General features: G+C 70.0%; 17 protein-coding genes. 11 read left to right on the forward strand and 6 right to left on the reverse strand.

What is annotated here, in order from left to right; genetic code table 11:
- Positions 1–69: 69 nt before the first annotated feature.
- The 9 genes from ACIQRL_RS32740 (at position 70) to ACIQRL_RS32780 (ending at position 10,993) form a co-directional block, all read left to right on the forward strand.
- Complete coding sequence (locus ACIQRL_RS32740; protein ID WP_401338393.1) at positions 70–849, forward strand: alpha/beta fold hydrolase; 780 nt, start codon at positions 70–72, stop codon at positions 847–849.
- A gap of 99 nt (positions 850–948) precedes the next feature.
- Positions 949–1,539, forward strand: coding sequence for an adenylyl-sulfate kinase (gene cysC / locus ACIQRL_RS32745; RefSeq protein ID WP_401338395.1), 591 nt, complete (start codon positions 949–951; stop codon positions 1,537–1,539).
- Between the two features lie 5 nt (positions 1,540–1,544).
- Complete coding sequence (cysD, locus tag ACIQRL_RS32750; protein ID WP_401338691.1) at positions 1,545–2,474, forward strand: sulfate adenylyltransferase subunit CysD; 930 nt, start codon at positions 1,545–1,547, stop codon at positions 2,472–2,474.
- A 2-nt stretch (positions 2,475–2,476) separates the two neighbouring features.
- Entirely contained in the window at positions 2,477–3,805 is a 1,329-nt protein-coding gene (locus ACIQRL_RS32755; protein WP_401338396.1) for a sulfate adenylyltransferase subunit 1, read from the forward strand.
- Complete coding sequence (locus tag ACIQRL_RS32760) at positions 3,805–4,911, forward strand: aliphatic sulfonate ABC transporter substrate-binding protein (RefSeq protein WP_401338398.1); 1,107 nt, start codon at positions 3,805–3,807, stop codon at positions 4,909–4,911. Before ACIQRL_RS32755 ends, ACIQRL_RS32760 begins: the two co-directional genes overlap by 1 nt.
- A gap of 60 nt (positions 4,912–4,971) precedes the next feature.
- The gene (locus tag ACIQRL_RS32765; RefSeq protein ID WP_401338400.1) at positions 4,972–5,775 is read left to right on the forward strand and encodes an ABC transporter ATP-binding protein; all 804 of its coding nucleotides are present in this window, start codon (positions 4,972–4,974) and stop codon (positions 5,773–5,775) included.
- Positions 5,762–6,679, forward strand: coding sequence for an ABC transporter permease (locus ACIQRL_RS32770; protein ID WP_401338402.1), 918 nt, complete (start codon positions 5,762–5,764; stop codon positions 6,677–6,679). The genes ACIQRL_RS32765 and ACIQRL_RS32770 overlap by 14 nt, the downstream gene beginning before the upstream one ends.
- A gap of 492 nt (positions 6,680–7,171) precedes the next feature.
- On the forward strand, positions 7,172–8,923 hold the full coding sequence (locus ACIQRL_RS32775) for an ABC transporter ATP-binding protein (protein ID WP_401338693.1): 1,752 nt from the start codon (positions 7,172–7,174) through the stop codon (positions 8,921–8,923).
- A 126-nt stretch (positions 8,924–9,049) separates the two neighbouring features.
- Positions 9,050–10,993 carry a multicopper oxidase family protein gene (locus ACIQRL_RS32780; protein ID WP_401338405.1) on the forward strand — a complete coding sequence of 648 codons (1,944 nt, stop codon included), beginning with the start codon at positions 9,050–9,052 and terminating at the stop codon, positions 10,991–10,993.
- 113 nt (positions 10,994–11,106) lie between these two features.
- Here ACIQRL_RS32780 and ACIQRL_RS32785 read toward each other — a convergent pair whose 3' ends face one another.
- Genes ACIQRL_RS32785 through ACIQRL_RS32795 form a run of 3 tightly spaced genes read right to left on the reverse strand, consistent with a single transcriptional unit; the run spans position 11,107 to position 13,308 of the window.
- Positions 11,107–11,769, reverse strand: coding sequence for a sulfotransferase family protein (locus tag ACIQRL_RS32785; protein WP_401338407.1), 663 nt, complete (start codon positions 11,767–11,769; stop codon positions 11,107–11,109).
- Between the two features lie 18 nt (positions 11,770–11,787).
- Positions 11,788–12,219, reverse strand: coding sequence for a carboxymuconolactone decarboxylase family protein (locus ACIQRL_RS32790; protein WP_326782988.1), 432 nt, complete (start codon positions 12,217–12,219; stop codon positions 11,788–11,790).
- 60 nt (positions 12,220–12,279) lie between these two features.
- Positions 12,280–13,308: a methyltransferase gene (locus ACIQRL_RS32795; protein ID WP_326782989.1), complete on the reverse strand. Its 1,029-nt coding sequence runs from the start codon at positions 13,306–13,308 to the stop codon at positions 12,280–12,282.
- Between the two features lie 221 nt (positions 13,309–13,529).
- On the opposite strand from ACIQRL_RS32795, the gene ACIQRL_RS32800 reads away from it, so the two are divergent.
- A complete protein-coding gene (locus tag ACIQRL_RS32800) occupies positions 13,530–14,147 on the forward strand; it encodes a disulfide bond formation protein DsbA (RefSeq protein WP_401338409.1) in 618 nt (205 codons plus the stop codon).
- A 31-nt stretch (positions 14,148–14,178) separates the two neighbouring features.
- On the opposite strand, the gene ACIQRL_RS32805 is transcribed toward ACIQRL_RS32800, so the two are convergent.
- Both ACIQRL_RS32805 and ACIQRL_RS32810 read right to left on the reverse strand, forming a co-directional pair.
- Positions 14,179–15,057, reverse strand: coding sequence for an NmrA/HSCARG family protein (locus ACIQRL_RS32805; protein ID WP_401338411.1), 879 nt, complete (start codon positions 15,055–15,057; stop codon positions 14,179–14,181).
- Positions 15,058–15,161: 104 nt separating this feature from the next.
- Positions 15,162–15,890, reverse strand: coding sequence for an SDR family oxidoreductase (locus tag ACIQRL_RS32810; RefSeq protein ID WP_401338413.1), 729 nt, complete (start codon positions 15,888–15,890; stop codon positions 15,162–15,164).
- A 350-nt stretch (positions 15,891–16,240) separates the two neighbouring features.
- On the opposite strand from ACIQRL_RS32810, the gene hemG reads away from it, so the two are divergent.
- Positions 16,241–17,722 carry a protoporphyrinogen oxidase gene (gene hemG / locus ACIQRL_RS32815; protein WP_401338415.1) on the forward strand — a complete coding sequence of 494 codons (1,482 nt, stop codon included), beginning with the start codon at positions 16,241–16,243 and terminating at the stop codon, positions 17,720–17,722.
- Positions 17,723–18,084: 362 nt separating this feature from the next.
- On the opposite strand, the gene tnpB is transcribed toward hemG, so the two are convergent.
- Positions 18,085–19,170, reverse strand: coding sequence for an IS607 family element RNA-guided endonuclease TnpB (gene tnpB / locus ACIQRL_RS32820; RefSeq protein WP_401338417.1), 1,086 nt, complete (start codon positions 19,168–19,170; stop codon positions 18,085–18,087).
- Positions 19,171–19,346: the final 176 nt, after the last annotated feature.

Consider the following 19,346-nt stretch of genomic DNA (forward strand, 5'->3'; position numbering starts at 1 on the left):
ACCGGCGCATTCGAAGCTGCAGACACAGGGCGAGGTGAGAGCACCTCCGGTCGGCACGAGGAGTGCGTGATGCGCAAGGTCGTTTCCCGGGACGGCACGACGATCGCCTACGACAAGTCGGGCGAGGGCCCCCCACTCGTGCTGCTCAACGGTGCGTTCCGCGATCACACGATTTTCGACGAGCTCGTTCCCGAGCTGGCGCAGCACTGCACCGTGTATGCCTACGACCGCCGCGGGCGCGGCCAGAGCGGTGACGCTCCCGAGTACGCCGTCGAGCGGGAGATCGAGGATCTCCAGGCGGTGATCGAGGAGGCGGGCGGCTCAGCGGCCGTGTTCGCCGGGTCCACGGGCGCGAACGTGGCGCTCCAGGCGGCGCTCGCGGGCACGCCGATCGCCAAGCTGGCTCTCCACGAGCCGTTCTTCCGGGTCGAGGGGTTCCCGAAGCCCCCGTCGAACTCCGCGGAGACGCTCCGGGCCATCCTGGAGGAAGGCGACCGGCGCGACGAGGCGGCCGAGTACTTCCTCGGCCCCGTCCTGGGCCTCACCCCCGACGATGTCGCGCAGTGGCGCAGGAGCCCGATCTGGGCGATGAACGAGGCGAACGCGCACACGCTGCTGTACGACGTCACGATCTGCGGCGACTTCACCGTCCCGGCCGGCCGACTCGCCGGATTCCGGACGCAGACGCTGGTCCTCAACAGCGACAGCACCAGCGCCTGGCTGCGTGCGGCGGCTGCGGCGACCGCGGCGGCCCTGCCCAACGGCCGGGGCCTCGAGCTGCCCGGATCCTGGCACCGGATCGACATGGACGTGCTCGGCCGGACGCTGGTCGAGTTCGCCACCGCCTGAAAGGTCCCGCCGCCCCTGCCCGCGCCGACGCCCTGCAGCGCGGGGGACGTACGGCCCATCCCTGAAAGTACGCCATCTACCTCCCGGGAGAACATCACCGTGACCACGGCTCACACCCTGGCCGCCGGGGACACCGCGGAGGCGGCCCCGGCCGCTGCGCGCGGCGCCACCGTGTGGCTGACCGGGCTGCCCAGCGCGGGCAAGACCACTCTCGCCCGCACCCTCGCCGAGCGCCTGCGCGCCCAGGGACACGAGGTCGAGGTGCTCGACGGCGACGAGATCCGCGCGTTCCTCTCTGAGGGCCTGGGCTTCAGCCGCGCGGACCGGCACACCAACGTGCAGCGGATCGGTTTCGTGGCCGGGCTGCTGGCCTCCCACGGCGTCAAGACGCTGGTTCCGGTCATCGCCCCGTACGCCGACTCCCGCGCCGCCGTCCGTGCCCGGCACGCCGCCCGCGCCACACCGTTCCTGGAGATCCACGTGGCCACCCCGGTCACGCTCTGTTCCCAGCGCGACGTGAAGGGCCTGTACGCCAAGCAGGCGGCCGGCGAGATCTCCGGTCTCACGGGCGTCGACGACCCGTACGAGGCACCTGAGAGCCCGGAGCTGCGCATCCAGACGCAGGGCCGCTCGGTGGCCGATTCCGCAGCCGAGCTGCACACCTTCCTGACCGAGAGGGGCCTGGCATGACGACCATGACCCATCGCCTGATCGAGGCGTCGGGGAACCCCTTCGCGCTGACGCACCTGGACTCGCTGGAGTCCGAGGCGGTCCACATCTTCCGCGAGGTGGCGGGCGAGTTCGAGAAGCCGGTGATCCTCTTCTCCGGCGGCAAGGACTCGATCGTCATGCTGCACCTGGCGCTCAAGGCGTTCGCACCCGCACCGGTGCCGTTCGTGCTGCTGCACGTCGACACCGGTCACAACTTCCGCGAGGCCATCGACTACCGGGACCGCACGGTGGCGCAGCACAACCTGCGCCTGCACGTGGCCTCGGTCCAGGACTACATCGACGCCGGCACGCTCAAGGAGCGCCCCGACGGCACCCGCAACCCGCTGCAGACCGTCCCGCTGACCGAGGCGATCCAGCAGCACAAGTTCGACGCCGTCTTCGGCGGCGGCCGCCGCGACGAGGAGAAGGCCCGCGCCAAGGAGCGCGTCTTCTCCCTGCGCAACGAGTTCTCCCAGTGGGACCCGCGCCGCCAGCGCCCCGAGCTGTGGCAGCTCTACAACGGCCGCCACGCGCCGGGCGAGCACGTGCGCGTCTTCCCGCTCTCCAACTGGACCGAGCTGGACGTGTGGCAGTACATCGCCCGCGAGAAGATCGAACTGCCGGAGATCTACTTCGCCCACGAACGGGACGTCTTCCTGCGGGGCGGCATGTGGCTGACCGCAGGCGAGTGGGGCGGCCCGAAGGACGGCGAGACGGTCGAGAAACGGCTCGTCCGCTACCGCACCGTGGGCGACATGTCCTGCACCGGCGCCGTCGACTCCGACGCCGCCACGCTCGACGCGGTGATCGCCGAGATCGCCGTCTCCCGCCTCACCGAGCGGGGCGCGACCCGGGCCGACGACAAGCTGTCCGAGGCCGCGATGGAAGACCGCAAGCGCGAAGGGTACTTCTAGCGATGACCACCACCACCGAGCAGCTCAGCGCCACCACGCTGCTGCGCTTCGCCACCGCGGGTTCCGTCGACGACGGCAAGTCCACCCTGGTCGGCCGCCTGCTGCACGACTCCAAGTCGGTCCTCACCGACCAGTTGGAGGCCGTCGAGCGCGCCTCGGCCAGCCGCGGGCAGGACACCCCGGACCTCGCGCTGCTCACCGACGGCCTGCGGGCCGAGCGGGAGCAGGGCATCACCATCGACGTCGCCTACCGCTACTTCGCCACCGCCCGCCGCCGGTTCATCCTCGCCGACACCCCCGGGCACGTGCAGTACACCCGCAACATGGTCACCGGCGCCTCCACCGCCGACCTCGCGGTCGTACTCGTCGACGCCCGCAACGGCATGGTCGAGCAGACCCGCCGGCACACCGCGGTCGCCGCCCTGCTGCGGGTGCCCCACGTGGTCCTGGCCGTCAACAAGATGGACCTCGTCGGCTACCAGGAGTGCGTCTTCGCGAAGATCGCCGAGGAGTTCACCTCGTACGCCGCCACGCTCGGGGTCAAGAACGTCGTGGCGATCCCGCTCTCCGCGCTGGCCGGCGACAACGTCGTCGAGCACTCCGCCACCATGGACTGGTACGGCGGCCGGACCCTGCTGGAGCACCTGGAGACCGTCCCGGTCGGCAGCGACCCGAGGGAGGAGCCCGCCCGCTTACCGGTCCAGTACGTGATCCGCCCGCAGACTGCCGAGCACCTCGACTACCGGGGCTACGCCGGCCAGATCGCCTCCGGCGTGCTGCGGGTCGGGGACGCCGTCACCGTCCTGCCCTCCGGTCACACCACTGCCGTCGCGGCCATCGACGCGCTCGGCACGCAGACGGACGTCGCCTGGGCGCCCCAGTCCGTCACCGTCCGGCTCACCGACGACGTCGACGTCTCGCGCGGCGACCTGATCGCGGCCGGGGGCACGGCCGGGGCGCCCACCCAGGACATCGAGGCCAGCGTCTGTCACCTCAACGAGCGCCCCCTGCACGTCGGCGCCAAGGTCCTGCTCAAGCACACCACCCGCACCGTGCGCGCCGTGGTCAAGGACATCTCGTACCGGATCGACATCAGCACGCTCGAACGGCGCCCCGGTGCCGAGGGCCTGCAGGTCAACGACATCGGCCACGTCGTGCTGCGCACGGCCGAGCCGCTCGCGCTCGACCCCTACACCGACAACCGCCGGACGGGCTCGTTCCTGCTGATCGACCCGGCCGACGGCACCACCCTCGCAGCCGGCATGGCGGATGAGCCCTTCGAGACCGTACGGCGCACAGCCGAAGCAACCAACGAGGAGGACTGGGTCTGATGCACTACCAGACGATCGGGCGCGTGGCCATGGCGGCCGTAGCGGTCACCGCGGCTGCCGGACTGCTGTCAGGCTGCGGCTACGGCTCCAGTGCCGAGGCAGCCCCGGCGAAGCAGACCGACGGCGCCTCGGGTGCGAAGCTCTCCGCCGACACCGTGAAGATCGGCTACTTCCCGAACCTCACGCACGGGACCGCCCTGGTGGGCCTGCAGGACGGCCTGTTCCAGAAGGAGCTGGGGTCGACCCGGATCAAGTCCCAGCTCTTCAACGCCGGTCCAGCCGAAATCGAGGCGCTCAACGCCGGTTCGATCGACATCGGCTGGATCGGCCCGAACTCGGCGATCAACGGCTACGTCAAGTCGCACGGCACGTCCTTGCGGGTCATCGGCGGCGCCGCCTCCGGCGGTGTCAAGCTGGTGGTCAACCCGGCGAAGATCAGCTCGCTGGACGACCTCCGGGGCAAGAAGCTCGCCACCCCGCAGCTGGGCGGTACCCAGGACGTCGCCCTGCTCAACTATCTGGCGGGCAAGGGCTACAAGGTGGACGCGGCCTCCGGCTCGGGCGACGTCAGTGTGCTCCGTACGGAGAACAAGGTGGTGCCGGAGGCGTACAAGTCCGGCTCCATCGACGGCGCCTGGGTGCCCGAGCCGACCGCCTCCAGGCTGGTCACGCTCGGCGCGAAGGTCCTGCTGGACGAGAAGTCGCTGTGGCCGGACGGCAAGTTCGTGACCACCGACATCATCGTCTCGCAGAAGTTTCTGACCGCGCACCCCGACGTGGTCGAGGCCGTGCTGCGCGGCTCGCTGGCAACCAACGCCTTCATCAAGGCCGACCCGCAGAAGGCGAAGGCCGACGCCAACCTGCGGCTCAAGGCCGACACGGGCAATGCGCTGCCGCCCGCCATCCTCGACCCCGCGTGGGCAAGCATCGACTTCATCGACGACCCGCTGGCCGGCACCCTGCAGACCGGGGCCGACCACGCGGTCGCCGCGGGCCTGCTCGACAAGCCCGAACTCTCCGGGATCGTCGACCTGACCCTGCTCAACAAAATACTCACGGCGGCGGGCCGGCCCGCCGTGGCGGACGCCGGGCTCGGCGTCAAGTGACGACCCGCACCCCGTAGCTCCGCGCAGTGCCCCCGTCCACGCCCGCAGGAGGTTTCCGCAATGACCACGGCACTGACCATCCCGAAGTGCGTCCCCGTCGTCGAGACCACGGACGACTACCCAGCGGTCCGGCTCTCGCACGTCTCCAAGGCCTTCGGCCGCCCCGGTGCGGACTCCGTCGTGCTCGACGACATCGACCTGGACGTGGCCCCGGGCGAGTTCGTCACCCTGCTCGGCGCTTCCGGCTGCGGCAAATCCACCCTGTTGAACCTGGTGGCTGGGCTCGACGAGCCCAGCGCCGGAACCATCGACGTACCCGGCACCCGGCCGTCGCTGATGTTCCAGGACCACGCGCTGTTCCCGTGGCTGAGCGCGGGTCGGAACATCGAGCTGGCGCTGCGCCTGGCGGGCGTGCCGCGCGAGAACCGCAGGCCCGAGGCCGAGCGACTGCTGGAGCTGGTCCGCCTCGGCGGCGCGTACCGCAAGCGGGTGCACGAGCTCTCCGGCGGCATGCGCCAGCGCGTGGCCGTGGCGCGCGCGCTCGCCCAGGGCAGCACCGTACTGCTGATGGACGAGCCGTTCGCCGCACTCGACGCCATCACCCGGGACGTCCTGCACGAGGAGATCACCCGGATCTGGAACGAGCGCAAGCTCACCGTCCTGTTCGTCACCCACAACGTCAGAGAGGCCGTGCGCCTCGCCCAGCGCGTCGTCCTGCTGTCGTCCCGGCCCGGCCGGATCGCCCGGGAGTGGCGCGTCGACCTGCCGCATGCGCTGCGGGGCGAATCCGCCGAGGTCGCGGCGCTGTCCATCGAAATCACCGAGCACCTGCGTGGGGAGATACGCCGCCATGTCCAGCACTGACACCCGGCCCGCGGCGAGCGGCCGCGCCGCCCGCCGCGACGGCGCGGGGGCCGGCCTCGACACGCTGGGGGCCGGCCTGGACGCACTGGAGGCCGGCCACGCGCAGCGCGCCTCGTTCAGCCAGGTACTGAGGGCGAAAGTGCTGCCGCCGATCCTGGGCGTCGTGCTGGTCGTCGGTCTCTGGCAGCTCGCCTACAGCCTGCACCTGGCCAGCCCCGAGAAGCTGTCGAGTCCGGCCGACGTGTGGCACGCGCTCACGCTCCTCTGGAGCGACGGCACCCTGTTCTCCGTCATCTGGACCAGCCTCTGGCGCGGCGTCACGGGCTTCGTGGCGGCCGTCGCGATCGGTACGCCGATCGGCCTGCTCGTCGCCCGGGTCAAGCCGATACGGGCCGCCATCGGGCCGGTGCTGACGGGCCTGCAGTCGCTGCCTTCGGTCGCCTGGGTGCCGGCCGCCGTCATCTGGCTCGGCATCAACAACTCGGCCATGTACGCCGTGATTCTGCTGGGTGCGGCGCCCTCGATCGCCAACGGCCTGATCGCCGGGGTCGACCAGGTGCCGCCGCTGTTCCTACGGGCCGGTCGTACGCTCGGTGCGAACGGTCTGCGCGGCGCCCGGCACGTGCTGCTGCCCGCCGCCCTGCCCGGGTACCTGGCCGGTCTGAAGCAGGGCTGGGCGTTCTCCTGGCGGTCGCTGATGGCCGCCGAGCTCATCGCCTCCTCCCCCGATCTGGGGATCGGCCTCGGCCGCTACCTGCAGAACCAGCGGGAGTTCTCCGACATGCCGGGTGTGCTGCTCGGCATCATCCTGATCTTCGTCGTCGGCGTCGCCATCGACCTGCTGTTCTTCAGCCCGCTGGAGCGCCTGGTGCTGCGCAGCCGCGGACTGCTGGCCGCGCGCTGAGGCGCCCGTCCTCCAGCGGAACTCGACACGGTCCCGACGTCGTGTCGAGCACCGTTGCACAAGATGACCTCGGGCGGTTCCCCTACGAACGGAGATCGATATGGGCGCGGGGCCCAGGTCCGCTATGCGATTTCTATGGAAGACATTGGGCGAAGGCCTGCTGTGGACGGGGTTTGCGTGGAGCGGCATGTGTCCCCCCTGCGCATGGAAGGAATCCGCCGCCCTGCCTGCCGACCAGCCGTGCGTGCCACCGCTGTCGGAAGCGGAGCTCGCCCAATGGACGGCACTGATCAGACAGCTGGTATAGGCACGACCTGGATCCGCTGACCACGCCGCGGCACATGCCCGTGTCCACGGCTCTCGTTCCGGCGCGGGGCCCCGGCGGCTTCAACTCCGCGGTCGTCCTGCGTTGTGTCGACTGGAACTGACCAACAAGAGAAGGAGGCCAGGGTGAGCAGCGCCGGCTCGGGCACCACGCGTCCCCAGGCACTGATGAAAGACGGCCAGTTGCGACGCATCCTCGGGCTGTTCCGCCCGTACCGGAGGCAGTTGCTGTCCGTCGTGTTGCTGGTCGCGGGCTCCTCCCTGGTCGCCCTCGTCAACCCGTTCCTGATCCGCGAGATCATGGACACGGCGCTGCCGCAGGACAGGCTGGGGCTGCTGTCCCTGCTCTCCCTCGGCATGATCATGGTGTCGGTCACCACCAGCTCGTTCAACGTCTGGCAGACGCACGTGTCGGCCACGGTGGGCCAGCTCGTCATGCACGACCTGCGCACGGCGGTGTACTCCCACCTCCAGCGGATGTCGCTGGCCTTCTTCGCGCGCACCCGTACCGGCGAGGTGCAGTCGCGCATCTCCAACGACATCGGCGGGATGCAGGTCACCATTACGACCACCGCCACGGCGCTGCTGTCCGACGTGACGGTCGTCATCGCCGCGACCACCGCCATGTTCCTGCTCGACTGGCGGTTGACGCTCGCGTCCATGCTCATGCTTCCGGCATTCGCCTTGGTGAGCCGTCGCGTCGGGAACCAGCGGCGGAACATCACCCGTGACCGGCAGAGGCAGCTCGCCGAGCTGTCGTCGACCATGCAGGAGTCGCTGTCGATCAGCGGGATCCTGCTCAGCCACACCATGGGCCGTTCGCACTCCCTGACCGACACCTTCGCGCGGCAGTCGCGCAAGCTCACCGACGTCGAGGTGCGCGTCACCACCGCGGGCCTGTGGTACCAGTCCACGATCTGGATCGTCATAGCCTCCATGCCGGCGATGATCTACTGGGTCTCGGGGCTGACCTCGGACAACGGCCACATGGCCATCTCCATCGGCTCCCTGGTCGCGTTCACGTCCCTCCAGCAGAGCCTGTTCCGCCCGGCGCAGCGGTTGCTGACCGTCGGGATCGAGATGCAGGGCTCTCTCGAGCTGTTCGGCCGCATCTTCGAGTATCTCGACCTGCCCGTTGACATCGCCGAGCCCGAGCGGCCGGTCGAGCCGGCCGCCTTGCGGGGGGAGGTGCGCATGCGGGGGATCGGCTTCTCCTATGCGGGAACGGAGCAGCCGACGCTGGTCGGCGTCGACGTGACCGTCCCCGCGGGCCGCAGCCTCGCGATCGTCGGAGAGACCGGCTCGGGAAAGACCACGCTCAGCTACCTCATCCCGCGGCTGTACGACGTCACGTCCGGTTCCGTCACGATCGACGGGGTCGACGTACGCGACCTGTCCTTCGACACGCTCACGGCCGCGGTCGGCGTCGTCTCCCAGGAGACGTACCTGTTCCACGCCACGGTCGCGGACAACCTGCGGTTCGCCAAGCCCGACGCGACCGACGAGGAGCTGTTCGCGGCGGCGCGGATCGCCCACATCCACGACTATCTGATGTTGCTGCCCGACGGCTACGACACGGTGGTCGGCGAGCGCGGGTACCGGTTCTCCGGCGGCGAGAAGCAGCGGCTGGCGATCGCCCGCACCATCCTGCGCGACCCGCCGATCCTGGTGCTCGACGAGGCCACCAGCGCCCTGGACACCCATACCGAGCAGGCCGTACAGAAGGCCATCGACGCGGCCAGCGTGGGCCGTACCACCATCACGGTCGCCCACCGGCTGTCGACCGTCCGCAACGCCGACGAGATCATCGTGCTGGACCGGGGCCGGGTCTCCGAGCGCGGCACCCACGACGAGCTGCTCCTGCGCGGTGGCCACTACGCGACGCTCATCAACCGGGACACCGAGCCTGTAGCGGTCTGAAATCCGCCTCCCGGACGGCCTTGCCGAATTGGCAGGGCCGTCCACCGGCGCCGGGCCCTGCCGGAAAGGCACGTCCTGGAGCCGAGCTCGAGTTCGACGAAAGCGGCTGCCCCTACCGTCGGGCGAATGGATCCCACAGCTTCCGAAACATTCGAGCCATCCGGGCCGAACCGCCGCACGCTGCTGCGTTACGGCGCCATGGCCGGGCTGGGCGCCCTGGTGACCGCCGCCCCCTTCTTCAAGTCAGATGGTGCGGCCGCCCTGACGGCCGGCGGGCCCGAGCCGACGGCGCCCGAGCTGAAGCTGACGAAGTTCAGGGATCCGCTGCGGGTCCCGCCGGTGCTGCGCCCCCGCGACCGCGGCGACCATGACGAGCTGACCGTCCGCATGCGCACCGCCGACGTCACCGTGCACTCGGAGATGCCGCCGGTGACGATGTGGACGTACGAGGGTGTCTACCCGGGCCCGACGATCCAGACGGTCAGCGGCCGTCCGCTGCGGATCGTCTGGGAGAACCAGCTGACGGGCAACATCCCCGTCAAGGCCGTCGACTTCGGCTCGACCACGGGCCGCTCACCCGACCCGCTCTCCAACTACCCTGGCACGTCGGGAACCCAGGTGGTCCCCGACGTGTCGGACCTGGCGCCGTGGGCCGCGGTGCACCTGCACGGCATGCTGACCGGCGGCGGCAACGACGGCTGGATGGAGAACCTCATAGGTCCGGGCGACGTGCAGTTGTCGGCCTATCCGAACAACCAGGCCGCGACCACGCTCTGGTACCACGACCACACCCACCACGTGAGCCGCTTCAGCGTCTACGCCGGGCTCGCGGGCCTGTTCCTCTCCCGCAACGAGGAGGAGGAGGCGCTCGACCTGCCCGACGGTGCCCGCGACGTGCCGCTGATCCTCAGCGACCGCAACTTCGACGTGGACGAGTCCGGTGCCCTCGCCGGCCGGCTGGTCCACAAGGTGGAGATGATCGGCCCGCAGCGGCTCATGCGTACCCACGCGGCCCCCTACACCCTGGTCAACGGGGTGGTCTGGCCGTACCTGGAGGTCGCGCCGCGCTGGTACCGGTTCCGGATCGTCAACGCCGCGAACTCCCGGATATACCGGCTGATGCTGCTGTCGGACGGCCGGCCCGTCCCGGGTGCGCTGCGGGTGATCGGGACCGACCAGGGCCTGATCGACAAGCCGCTGACCGTCGAGGGGGCGCTCAACCTCTCCCCCGGCGAGCGCGCCGACGTACTGATCGACTTCAGCGCGTTCCGGGGGCGGGCCCTGAAGCTGGTCAACACGCTGGAGGGCATCGCGCCCGGTGCCTCCGACAAGCCCAACGACCTGCTGGAGCCCGACGTGATGCAGTTCCGCGTCGCGGACCAGCGACCGTCCAGCCGGTTTGTGCTGCCGGAGGTCATCTCGCCCACGTTCAAGCGGCTCACCCACCACGACCTGCCCCACGACGTCGCCCCCCGGTGGGTGGTCGTGGTCGGTCCCGGCTCGACGAACATTCCCGAGCTGTGGGAGATGGAGGAGGTCGACCCGGCGGGGATCACGTTCCCGTCCCCCGGGACCGTCCAGGTCCAGGACGCCGAGGGCACCGTCAAGACGCTGCGCAGGACGGCGATGGCGTACGACGACGGCAGGACGTTCACCGCCGCGCTCGGCAGCGTGGAGATCTGGAAGTACCTCAACCTCGCCGCGTCCCCGCACCCCATGCACATCCATCTGTCGCACTTCCAGGTGCAGTCCCGCGAGAACTACGACATCACCGGGTTCGACCGCGCCACCCGCGGCTCGGCCAGGCCCATCGCGTTCAAGGCCGCGGGGGTGCTGGAAGCGCACGAGCTCGGAGAGAAGGACGTCATCCGGGTGGGTACGGCGGGCCAGATCACGCCGAACGCCACACTGGGCGAGCTGGTCACCGTGGCGGTCCGGTTCCCCGTCGTCGGCAGGGGCGTCCACCACTGCCACATGCTGGAGCACGAGCAGCACATGATGCGGCCCCTCGTGGTGTCGCCGGCCGTCCTTCTGCACGCGGGCGGCAACCACACACACGCAATGCCGTGAGCCCGCGCCGGTGATCGGCGCGGGCCCACGGGGCGCGCTCAGAACCCGAGAACGGCAGCCGGCGTCCTCGGACGCCGGCTGCCGTTCTCGTCGTGATGCCGGGACTCGCCGACTCAACCGGCAGGGACCGGGCCGGCGCCGGCTGCCTGGGCTATCCGCTGACGCATCTCCTCGGAGCTGTTGGCGCGCGGGAACTCCTCGTCGGGAACCTCGGCCCCGAGGAACGCGCACAGCGGCTCCCACCCCTGCTTCACGTCGTACACGAGGACGTTGTCCGCGCCGAGGGCGCGCACGACGTCTTCGGTGTGCCGGTGGTAGACCTCGATGGCGTGGTCCTTGTCCGAGAACCGGCCGTCGAAGAGGCCCTCCCAGACCAGGGCGTTGACGACGCGGAACAGCCGGGCCTGCCGGGAGCCCGGCTCGGGCGGGTGCTCCATGGTCCGCAGCGCGAACTGGTACAGCGTGTCGTAGGTGCTCTTGTACCAGCCCTCGGCGTCGCGCACGGTGAGGACCACCCTGGTCCCGGGGAGCGCCTCGCTGATCTGCTGGTAGTAGACGGTGGAGGGACCGTCCACCGCGGAGGTGTAGCCGTCGTAGAGCGCGGCCCAGTCGGGGCGCTCGCCGTCGCAGATGATCCGCTCCCACTGGGCGAGGCGCTGTTCGTCGTCGACGATCTCGAACATGTGGAAGCAGGGCCCGAGGCCGAGCCGCTCCAGGGCTACCTGGAGCGATGTCGTGCCGGTCCGGCCCAGGCCGGCGTTGATGAGCTTCAGCACGGTGATGTCTCCTCTTCCTCAGCGCCAGACCGCGTCGTCCTGGTGGGTGGCCACGTTCACCCTGTTCCAGAAGTTGACCAGACTGATGTGCATGATCAGGGCGCCGAGCTGCACGTCGGTGTAGTGCTTGGAGGAGTTCGCCCAGACCTCGTCCGACGGCGCGCTCCGGGCGTCGGTCTGCACGGTGACGGCCTCGGCCAGCTCCAGGGCGGCGCGCTCGGCGTCGGTGAAGGAGGGCTCGGTCCGCCACGTGTCCACCAGGGGCAGGCGCTTGTCCGCGGGCTCGGCCGGGAAGGTGTAGACCCGGCCGTTGAGCGCGGCGACGCGCAGCCGGATGAAGTCGAGGGTCGACTGCGGCACGCCGACCTTGCCGATGACCTCGGACAGGTCGAGCAGGGGCTGCAGGGCGCCGGGAACGACCAGGGAGGGGTTGCCCATCCGTTGAGCCATCGGGAGTTCTCCTGTGTGATAGCGGTGCGCTGGAAGGTGAGAGGAGGCCGGGCAGGGCCGTCAGACCGGGATCGCCTCGATGATCGAGATCGGTGACGCGGTGGGAATCACCCTGCTGATCTTGAAGCCCGCCCTGGCGAACAGCTCGGTGTACTGCGCGAGGGTGCGGTCCTGGGAACCGATCATCAGCATCAGCCAGAGGTCGATGGTGTGGCCGATGTGGCGCTCGTTGTTCTCGGGGAGCAGGTACTCGATGCACAGCAGCTTGCCGTCGGGGCCGATCGCCTCGCGTGCGTTGCGCAGGGCGGTCAAAGCGTCTTCCTCGGAGAAGTTGTGGATGATGCGCTTGAACAGGTACGCATCACCGCCCTTCGGCAGCTTGCCGAGGTAGCCGCCGTGCTCGACGGTGCAGCGGTCCGCGACGCCGGCCTCCTCGAAGAGCGAGGCCGAGTCCACGGTCGCGATCTCGAAGTCGTACAGCACGCCCTTGGCGTTCGGCGCCTGCTGGAGGACCCCCGCCAGGAGGTAGCCGCGGCCGCCGATGACGTCCACGACGGTGCGGAACCGGGAGAAGTCGTAGGCGGCCAGGACCGGGTCGGTCTCCGACTCCGAGACCTTGCCGAACGCCTGGAAGAACGCGGCGGCGTAGGCGTGGTTCGCGTGGAAGAAGTCCAGCGTGCTCATGCCGCGCAGCTTGGGCAGGTTGGCCTCGCCGGTCTGCACGGTGGTGAGCAGGTGGCCCCACTCCTCGTGCAGCAGGGGGTGGCTCATCAGCTGGGCGAACTTCCGCATCGAGTCCTGAGCGTCCTCGCGGAGCTTGCCGGACAGCGCCGTGTTCTCGTACCGCCCGTCCGGACGGACCGCGAAGACTCCGTGGCCGGACAGCGCGCGCAGGATCCGGTGGGTCGCCCGCGGGTCGGCTTCGACCCGCAGTGCGATGTCCTCGGCGGAAAGCGGCGCGTCGGCGAGCACGTCGGCGATGCCGAGCCGGGCTGCGACGGAGATCGCCTGGGTGATGACGGCACCCTGAATCAATTCGAGCAGCGCGTAGGAATCCGACTGGTCGCGGACCTCGGCCGATGCGGACATCGCTTTCCCCTCAGAGTGTCTTTTCTCGGATTCCAGACGATAAGTCGACGCTTCTCTCCGCCGCAACCGGCCAAGTTTCTCACGTCATTGACAAGAATGTTCAACCGGGGAATTCTCGCGTTTGAACGGAGCCCACCTCTACTAACACTCAACCGGGAATCCGACCCCGCTTGTCAGGCTGTGCCGACCGCGAACTCGCAATCGCCTTGAGGAGGCCGACGTTGGCACACGAAACCCCGACCCCGGTGGATTTCTGGTTCGACCCGAGCTGCCCCTGGGCGTGGATGACATCCCGGTGGGTCCTTGAGGTCGCAGAGCGACGGCCCCTGGAGATCCGCTGGCACATCATGAGCCTGACGCTGCTCAACGAGGGACGCGCGGACCTGGACGAGCGCTGGCACCGTGACCTGGCCCTGCGAATGGAGCCGGTACGGGTCTGCGCCGCCGCCGAGCACACGTACGGACCCGGGGCGCTGTGCCGGCTCTACACCGAACTCGGCACCCGGTTCCACCTCGGCAAGGCGCCCAAGGAGCGGGCCACTTACGAGGCGGCCCTGGCCGCCTCGGGCTTCGATCCCGCCCTGGCCGACGCGGCCGGGTCCGACGCGTTCGACAGCGCGGTGCGTGCTTCGCACCACGACGGCATCGCCCGCGTCGGCACCGATGTGGGCACCCCCGTCATCGCCGTGGGGGAGGTGGCCTTCTTCGGACCCGTGGTGACGCCCACACCGCGGGGGGAGGCCGCGGTGAAGCTCTGGGACGGCGTGCTCGCGGTGGCCGAGACCGACGGGTTCTTCGAGCTCAAGCGCACCCGGACCCGGAACCCGATCTTCGCCTGAGCCCCGGCGTCCACCACGGCCGGCTCGGGCGTCAGCCGCGGGCCGCGACCGCCGGGGCGGTCCAGTTGTCCTTCAGCCACGCCTCCACGGAGACCAGGTTCGGCCTGTTCTTGCGCAGTTCGGTCAGGTCGGCCTGGAAACCGTCACGCTCGAACCAGTCGAACATGTTGGCCAGGTCCGGGCGACCCGCGCGCAGCGGCTCGATGGGCAGCTGCTGGAAGCGGGTCGGGATGCCGGAGACGGTCTCGAACGCCGCGGCCATCTGCGGCCCGGTCAGCTCGTCGCTGGCGATGTCGACCGTCCGGCCGATCCATTCCTGCGGGTTCTCGAAGGCGTCCGCGGCGAAGGCGCCGATGTCGCTCGTCGCCATGATCTGCACCGAGGTCTCAGGGTCGAGCCACATGGCCAGGACGAGCTCGCCCTGCCTCGCGCGGGGAGCGATGTCGAGGAGGATGTCGTGGAACATCGCCGGCCGCAGCACCGTGGCCGGCAGGTCGAGCGTCGCCAGGTACTGCTCCCCCACCAGCTTGCTCTCGAAGTGCGGGACGCGGGTGTCCCGGTCCGCACCGCCGACCGAGCTGTAGACGAAGTGCTTCACCCCGGCCCGCACCGCGGCGTCGGCCACCGCCTTGCCCTGCCGGATCTCGGCCTCGACGCCGCCGGCGCCCCGGAAGGTCTGCACGCTGAAGACCCCGTACACACCCTCCGTCGCCGCCGCCAGCGACGCCTCGTCGTCCATGTCACCGCGGACGAGGACCGCGCCCGCCTCCTCCAGCGCCCGCGCCTGCGCCTTCTGCGGGTCGCGGACCAGGGCACGCACGGAGAAACCCCGCCGCAGCAGGTCGCGGGCGACCGCCCCACCCTGCCGGCCGGTGCCGCCTGTCACCAGGATCGTCTCTGCAACCGCCACTGTCTGCCTCCATGTTGTGTGCCCGCCAGTCCTTGCCCGGCCCGGCTGTCAGGTGTGATGGCCGCGAACGGCCGAGGTCCCTCGCGGGACGGTGACGTTGCGCATCACCACGGAACGGGGCCGTCGTCGGACAGGCACTGACCCGACGGGCCGGCCTCGTCCAGCGTGGCGAGCCGGACGGCGATCTCCGCGCCCTCGGCTGGTGACCGGAACCCGCGGTTCTGGTTGATGTCGGTCGCCACCACTCCGGGGAGCGCCGCGTTGACCTTGATCGGGGTCTCCCGCAGCTCCTTCGCGTACGCGAACGTCACCGCGTTCAGGGCGGTCTTCGAGGACTGGTAGGCGATCATGTTGAGGCCCGCCAGAGGGCCGCTCGGAGCCGAGGCCAGGGTCAGCGAGCCCACGTGACTGGACAGGTTGACGATGCGGCCGGCCGGGGAACGGCGCAGCAGCGGCAGCATCGTGTGGGTCACGGTGACCACCCCGAACACATTGGTCTCGAAGACCTCCCGCAGGTCGACGGCGGTCGCCTCACTGGGCGTCCCGGTGAAGCCGCCCGCGATGCCGGCGTTGTTCACCAGGATGTCCAGGCGCCCGAACCGCCGCTCGATCTCGCGGGCCGCCTCCCCCACGGAGGCCGGGTCCCTCACGTCGAGCCGGAGCGGCACGGCCGTCACGCCTTCGTCTGCCAGCGCGTCGGCGGCCTGCTTGCCGAGCACCTCGTCCCGGGCGCCGATGAGAACGGTGATCCCCTGCTCGCCGAGTTGCCGCGCAATGGCGAATCCGATGCCCTTGTTGGCGCCCGTGATGAGCGCGACCTTCTCGAACGGCACGTTTTTCCCTTTCGTGAGGTCCAGGTTCCAATGCCCCGGAACGCCAATTCGCCGGATACGCGGAGGCGGCGATCGGAACATCCCGCGCCCGGTTTTTAAGCAATGAATTAATACGTTCACGGCACGAAACGCAAATGCCCGGGCACCTCCGATGTTGCCGTCGAACCACCCTGTTCAAATGCCGAAAGCCCGCGGTCGAACAGCCGACCGGCGGGCAATCGCGAAAGATCGGCCCGCCTTCAAGGCGCCCTCCACCCGGGGTCCGGGGCGCTCGGCCAGACTGCCCACGGCCTGTCTCGGCGCCGGCCGTACGGGCCTTACGACACCGTAACCATGAAGGAGCTGGTGGAATGACTGGGAGCGAACAGGCTCAGGCGAGCGGCAAGCCCCACGTGGTCATCGTCGGTGGCGGGATCTCGGGACTGGCGGCGGCCTTCCACCTGCGGAACGAGCCGGTGCGCATAACGCTCCTTGAGGCCTCGTCCCGGCTGGGCGGAAAGCTGCTGGTCTCCGACGTGGCAGGAGTCGCGGTCGACGAGGGCGCCGAGTCGCTGTACGCCAACCGCAAGAAGACCACCGGCCTGATCAAGGAGGCGGGACTCGGCGAGCAGATCATGTCGGCGGGCCCCGTCACCGCGTCGGCGATCTGGACCGGGGGCACGATCAGGCACCAGCCCGACCGTCAGTTCATGGGTGTGCCCTGTGACATCGACGACCTCGCCCGGTCCGGGGTGCTGTCCGCCGAGGGCGTGGAGCGGGCGCAGCAGGACCTCGTGCTGCCCTCGTTCGACCTGAAGGGCGACATCTCGGTCGCGTCCTTCGTCGGCGGGCGGTTCGGCCAGGAGGTCGTGGACCGCCTCGTCGAGCCGTTCCTCGCCGGTGTGTTCGCCGGGCGTGCCGCGGACCTCTCGTTCGAAGCCACCCTGACCCCGCTGGCGAGGGCGTCCCGCGATCACATCTCGCTCGCGGACGCGGCCGGCTCGCTGGTGCCGCACCTGCAAGAGGGCGAGAAACCCCCGCCGGTGAGCGTCGCCACCCTCGAGGGCGGCTTCGGCACACTGCCCGCGGCGATCGTCCAGCAGGTACTGGACGCCGCGCCGGACACGGCCCTGCGCACCGGGACCCCCGTCCGGGACCTGACCCGCAAGGGTGACCGCTGGCAGGTGACCGTGGGGTCGGCCACCGACTCGGAGGTCATCGACGCCGACGCGGTCATCATCGCCACCCCGGCCGGCCCGACGGGCAGCCTGCTCGCCGGGGTCCCGGGTACGTCCTCCGCTGTCTCGGCGCTCTCCGAGGTGCCGTACTCCAGCGTGGCCATGGTGACGCTCGCCTACCCGCGCACGGCGTTCCCGGGCGGGCTCTCGGGCCGCGGCTACGCCGGTTACCGGGTGCCGGCGGAGGAGAGGAAGGCCGTCAAGGAGGTCACGTTCACCACGGTGAAGTGGCCGCACCTGGCGGGCGAGGTGGAGATCGTGCGCTGCTCGCTCGGACGGTTCGGCGAGGAGCACCTGCTCCAGCTCGACGACGCCGACCTGGTCGCGCTGGCGACGGCCGAGCTCGCCGAGGCCACCGGCGTGACCGGTGTCCCGGTGGCGTCCCGCGTGAGCCGCTGGGAGAGCGCCCTGCCGCAGTACACCGTCGGCCACGTGGACCGGGTGCGGCGGATCCGCGAGACCGTGGCGACCCAGCCCGGACTCGCGGTCTGCGGTGCGGTGTACGACGGCGTGGGCGTCGGTGTCTGCATGATGACCTCGCGCAGGGCCGTCGACCAGATCCTCCCCGTCGTGAAGAAAGCTGCAATAGCTGACTCGGTCGCAGCCGGGGTGTGAGCCCGAATCCACCTCGTTTCCTTGCAGGGTGCCCCGGCCTTCAGGCCGGGGGTGAATGCGAGCTGCTGCGGAGCAGGGCAGGGCAGAGGAATCGCCGTCAGGGCGTCGTCGCCCTGACGGCGTCGAGGGCGATCTCGGGCAGGTGCAGGATCTCGGCGTTGAGGGCTGCCGGTCGGCAGCCGCCCGGGCGGTGAGCCGGGCGTGGAGTTCCTTGGGGATACGAAGCGTGAATTGAACATTCCGCTGGTATGGCGTTATCGCGCTATTACCCTGACGGCATGGCAAAGTTCCGCATGTACCGTTGCTGAGTCCGTAGTCAGGTCTCAGCATTCCGGGCATTTCTGCCTGGAAGGTCCGTCACGTCACCAGAGCTTCAGGGGCTCGGCTTGAGGACGGTCTCCCGCTTCCTTCTGCTGCTGGTGCGGCAGGGTTGCGCCACCTGCCCGCCCCGTCCCCGTCTTGCGGCGGGGGCGGGTGGTGCGGGTCTTGTGGTCGGCTCCACGGGGCTTCGACACCGCCGGGGCGGTGTCCTGGTCTCCGGCCACTCCGGTACCAGTGACTGCGGTTGCTGCGGTTGCGGCGGTTGCTGCGAGGGCGGCGAGGTTGCGGGCTGCGTTGTCGTCCCGGTCGATGACCAGGCCGCACACGTCGCATGCGTAGGTCCGGATGTGCAGCGGCAGTTTGGCTTTCACTGTGCCGCACCCGGAGCAGGTCTTGGAGGAGGGGAACCAGCGGTCGGCCGCGATGATGCGGGTGGCGTGGCGCTGGCGGGTCTTGTAGGTGAGCTGGCGGCGGATCTCGCCGAATCCGGCGTCGGCGATGTGCCGGGCCAGGCGCCGGTTCTTCACCATGCCGGCGACATTGAGGTCCTCGATCACGACGGTGCCGTACTCGCCGGCAACGCTCGTGGTGAGCTTGTGCAGGGCGTCCGCGCGGAGGTTCGCGACCCGGTGGTGGACTTTGTTCCGCCGGGCGTTGGCCTTCTCCCACCTGCGGGAGGGTTTCTGTCCGGTGCGGCGGTCGGGGCCGCGTCGGCGGGAGACCGTGCGGGAGGCCCGGCGGAGCCGTTTCAGGGCGCTGTTCAGGTGCCGCGGGTTGGGCACGGTGCGGATCTCGCCGGTGCTGTCGGCCATGACCGCGAGGGTCTTGATACCGAGGTCGATGCCTACCGCGACGTCGGGGCGTGCGACGCGGCGGATGTCCCGCGCGGTCTCGACCTGGAAGGCGACGAGCCAGCGTCCGCGTTCGTGGCGGACGGTCGCGGACAGGATCCGCGCCCTGCCGGCCTGGACGCGGTGCAGGAGCTTGGCGGTGGGCTCGTGGACGCGGATGGTTCCGAGCCTCGGCAGGGTGACGTGCCGTCCGTCGATGTCGAGGCGGATGGTGCCGGTGGTGAACCGGCAGGACAGGCGTGCTTTCCGCTTCGACTTGAACCGGGGCGCACCCATCCGGGCGCCAGGCGCCCTTGCGCTTGCCGCTCTTCGACTTGGCGTAGTTGTCGAACGCCGCCGACGCGTTGGCGAGGCCGGTGTTGTACGCCTCCTTGGAGTTCTCCTCCCACCAGGCAGCGAAGCGCGGATCAGTCTTCTTGGCCTGGTTGAACTCCTTGCGCAGCGCGGGCAGC

The organism is Streptomyces sp. NPDC091209, assembly GCF_044757755.1.
Classification (GTDB): Bacteria; Actinomycetota; Actinomycetes; order Streptomycetales; family Streptomycetaceae; genus Streptomyces.

Coding starts and splice junctions, on each gene's coding strand:
- ACIQRL_RS32740 (WP_401338393.1), top strand. CDS start 70: ATGCGCAAGGTCGTTTCCCGGGACGGCACGACGATCGCCTACGACAAG.
- cysD (WP_401338691.1), top strand. CDS start 1,545: ATGACCCATCGCCTGATCGAGGCGTCGGGGAACCCCTTCGCGCTGACG.
- ACIQRL_RS32755 (WP_401338396.1), top strand. CDS start 2,477: ATGACCACCACCACCGAGCAGCTCAGCGCCACCACGCTGCTGCGCTTC.
- ACIQRL_RS32760 (WP_401338398.1), top strand. CDS start 3,805: ATGCACTACCAGACGATCGGGCGCGTGGCCATGGCGGCCGTAGCGGTC.
- ACIQRL_RS32765 (WP_401338400.1), top strand. CDS start 4,972: ATGACCACGGCACTGACCATCCCGAAGTGCGTCCCCGTCGTCGAGACC.
- ACIQRL_RS32770 (WP_401338402.1), top strand. CDS start 5,762: ATGTCCAGCACTGACACCCGGCCCGCGGCGAGCGGCCGCGCCGCCCGC.
- ACIQRL_RS32775 (WP_401338693.1), top strand. CDS start 7,172: ATGAAAGACGGCCAGTTGCGACGCATCCTCGGGCTGTTCCGCCCGTAC.
- ACIQRL_RS32780 (WP_401338405.1), top strand. CDS start 9,050: ATGGATCCCACAGCTTCCGAAACATTCGAGCCATCCGGGCCGAACCGC.
- ACIQRL_RS32790 (WP_326782988.1), bottom strand. CDS start 12,219: ATGGCTCAACGGATGGGCAACCCCTCCCTGGTCGTTCCCGGCGCCCTG.
- ACIQRL_RS32795 (WP_326782989.1), bottom strand. CDS start 13,308: ATGTCCGCATCGGCCGAGGTCCGCGACCAGTCGGATTCCTACGCGCTG.
- hemG (WP_401338415.1), top strand. CDS start 16,241: ATGACTGGGAGCGAACAGGCTCAGGCGAGCGGCAAGCCCCACGTGGTC.
- tnpB (WP_401338417.1), bottom strand. CDS start 19,170: ATGGGTGCGCCCCGGTTCAAGTCGAAGCGGAAAGCACGCCTGTCCTGC.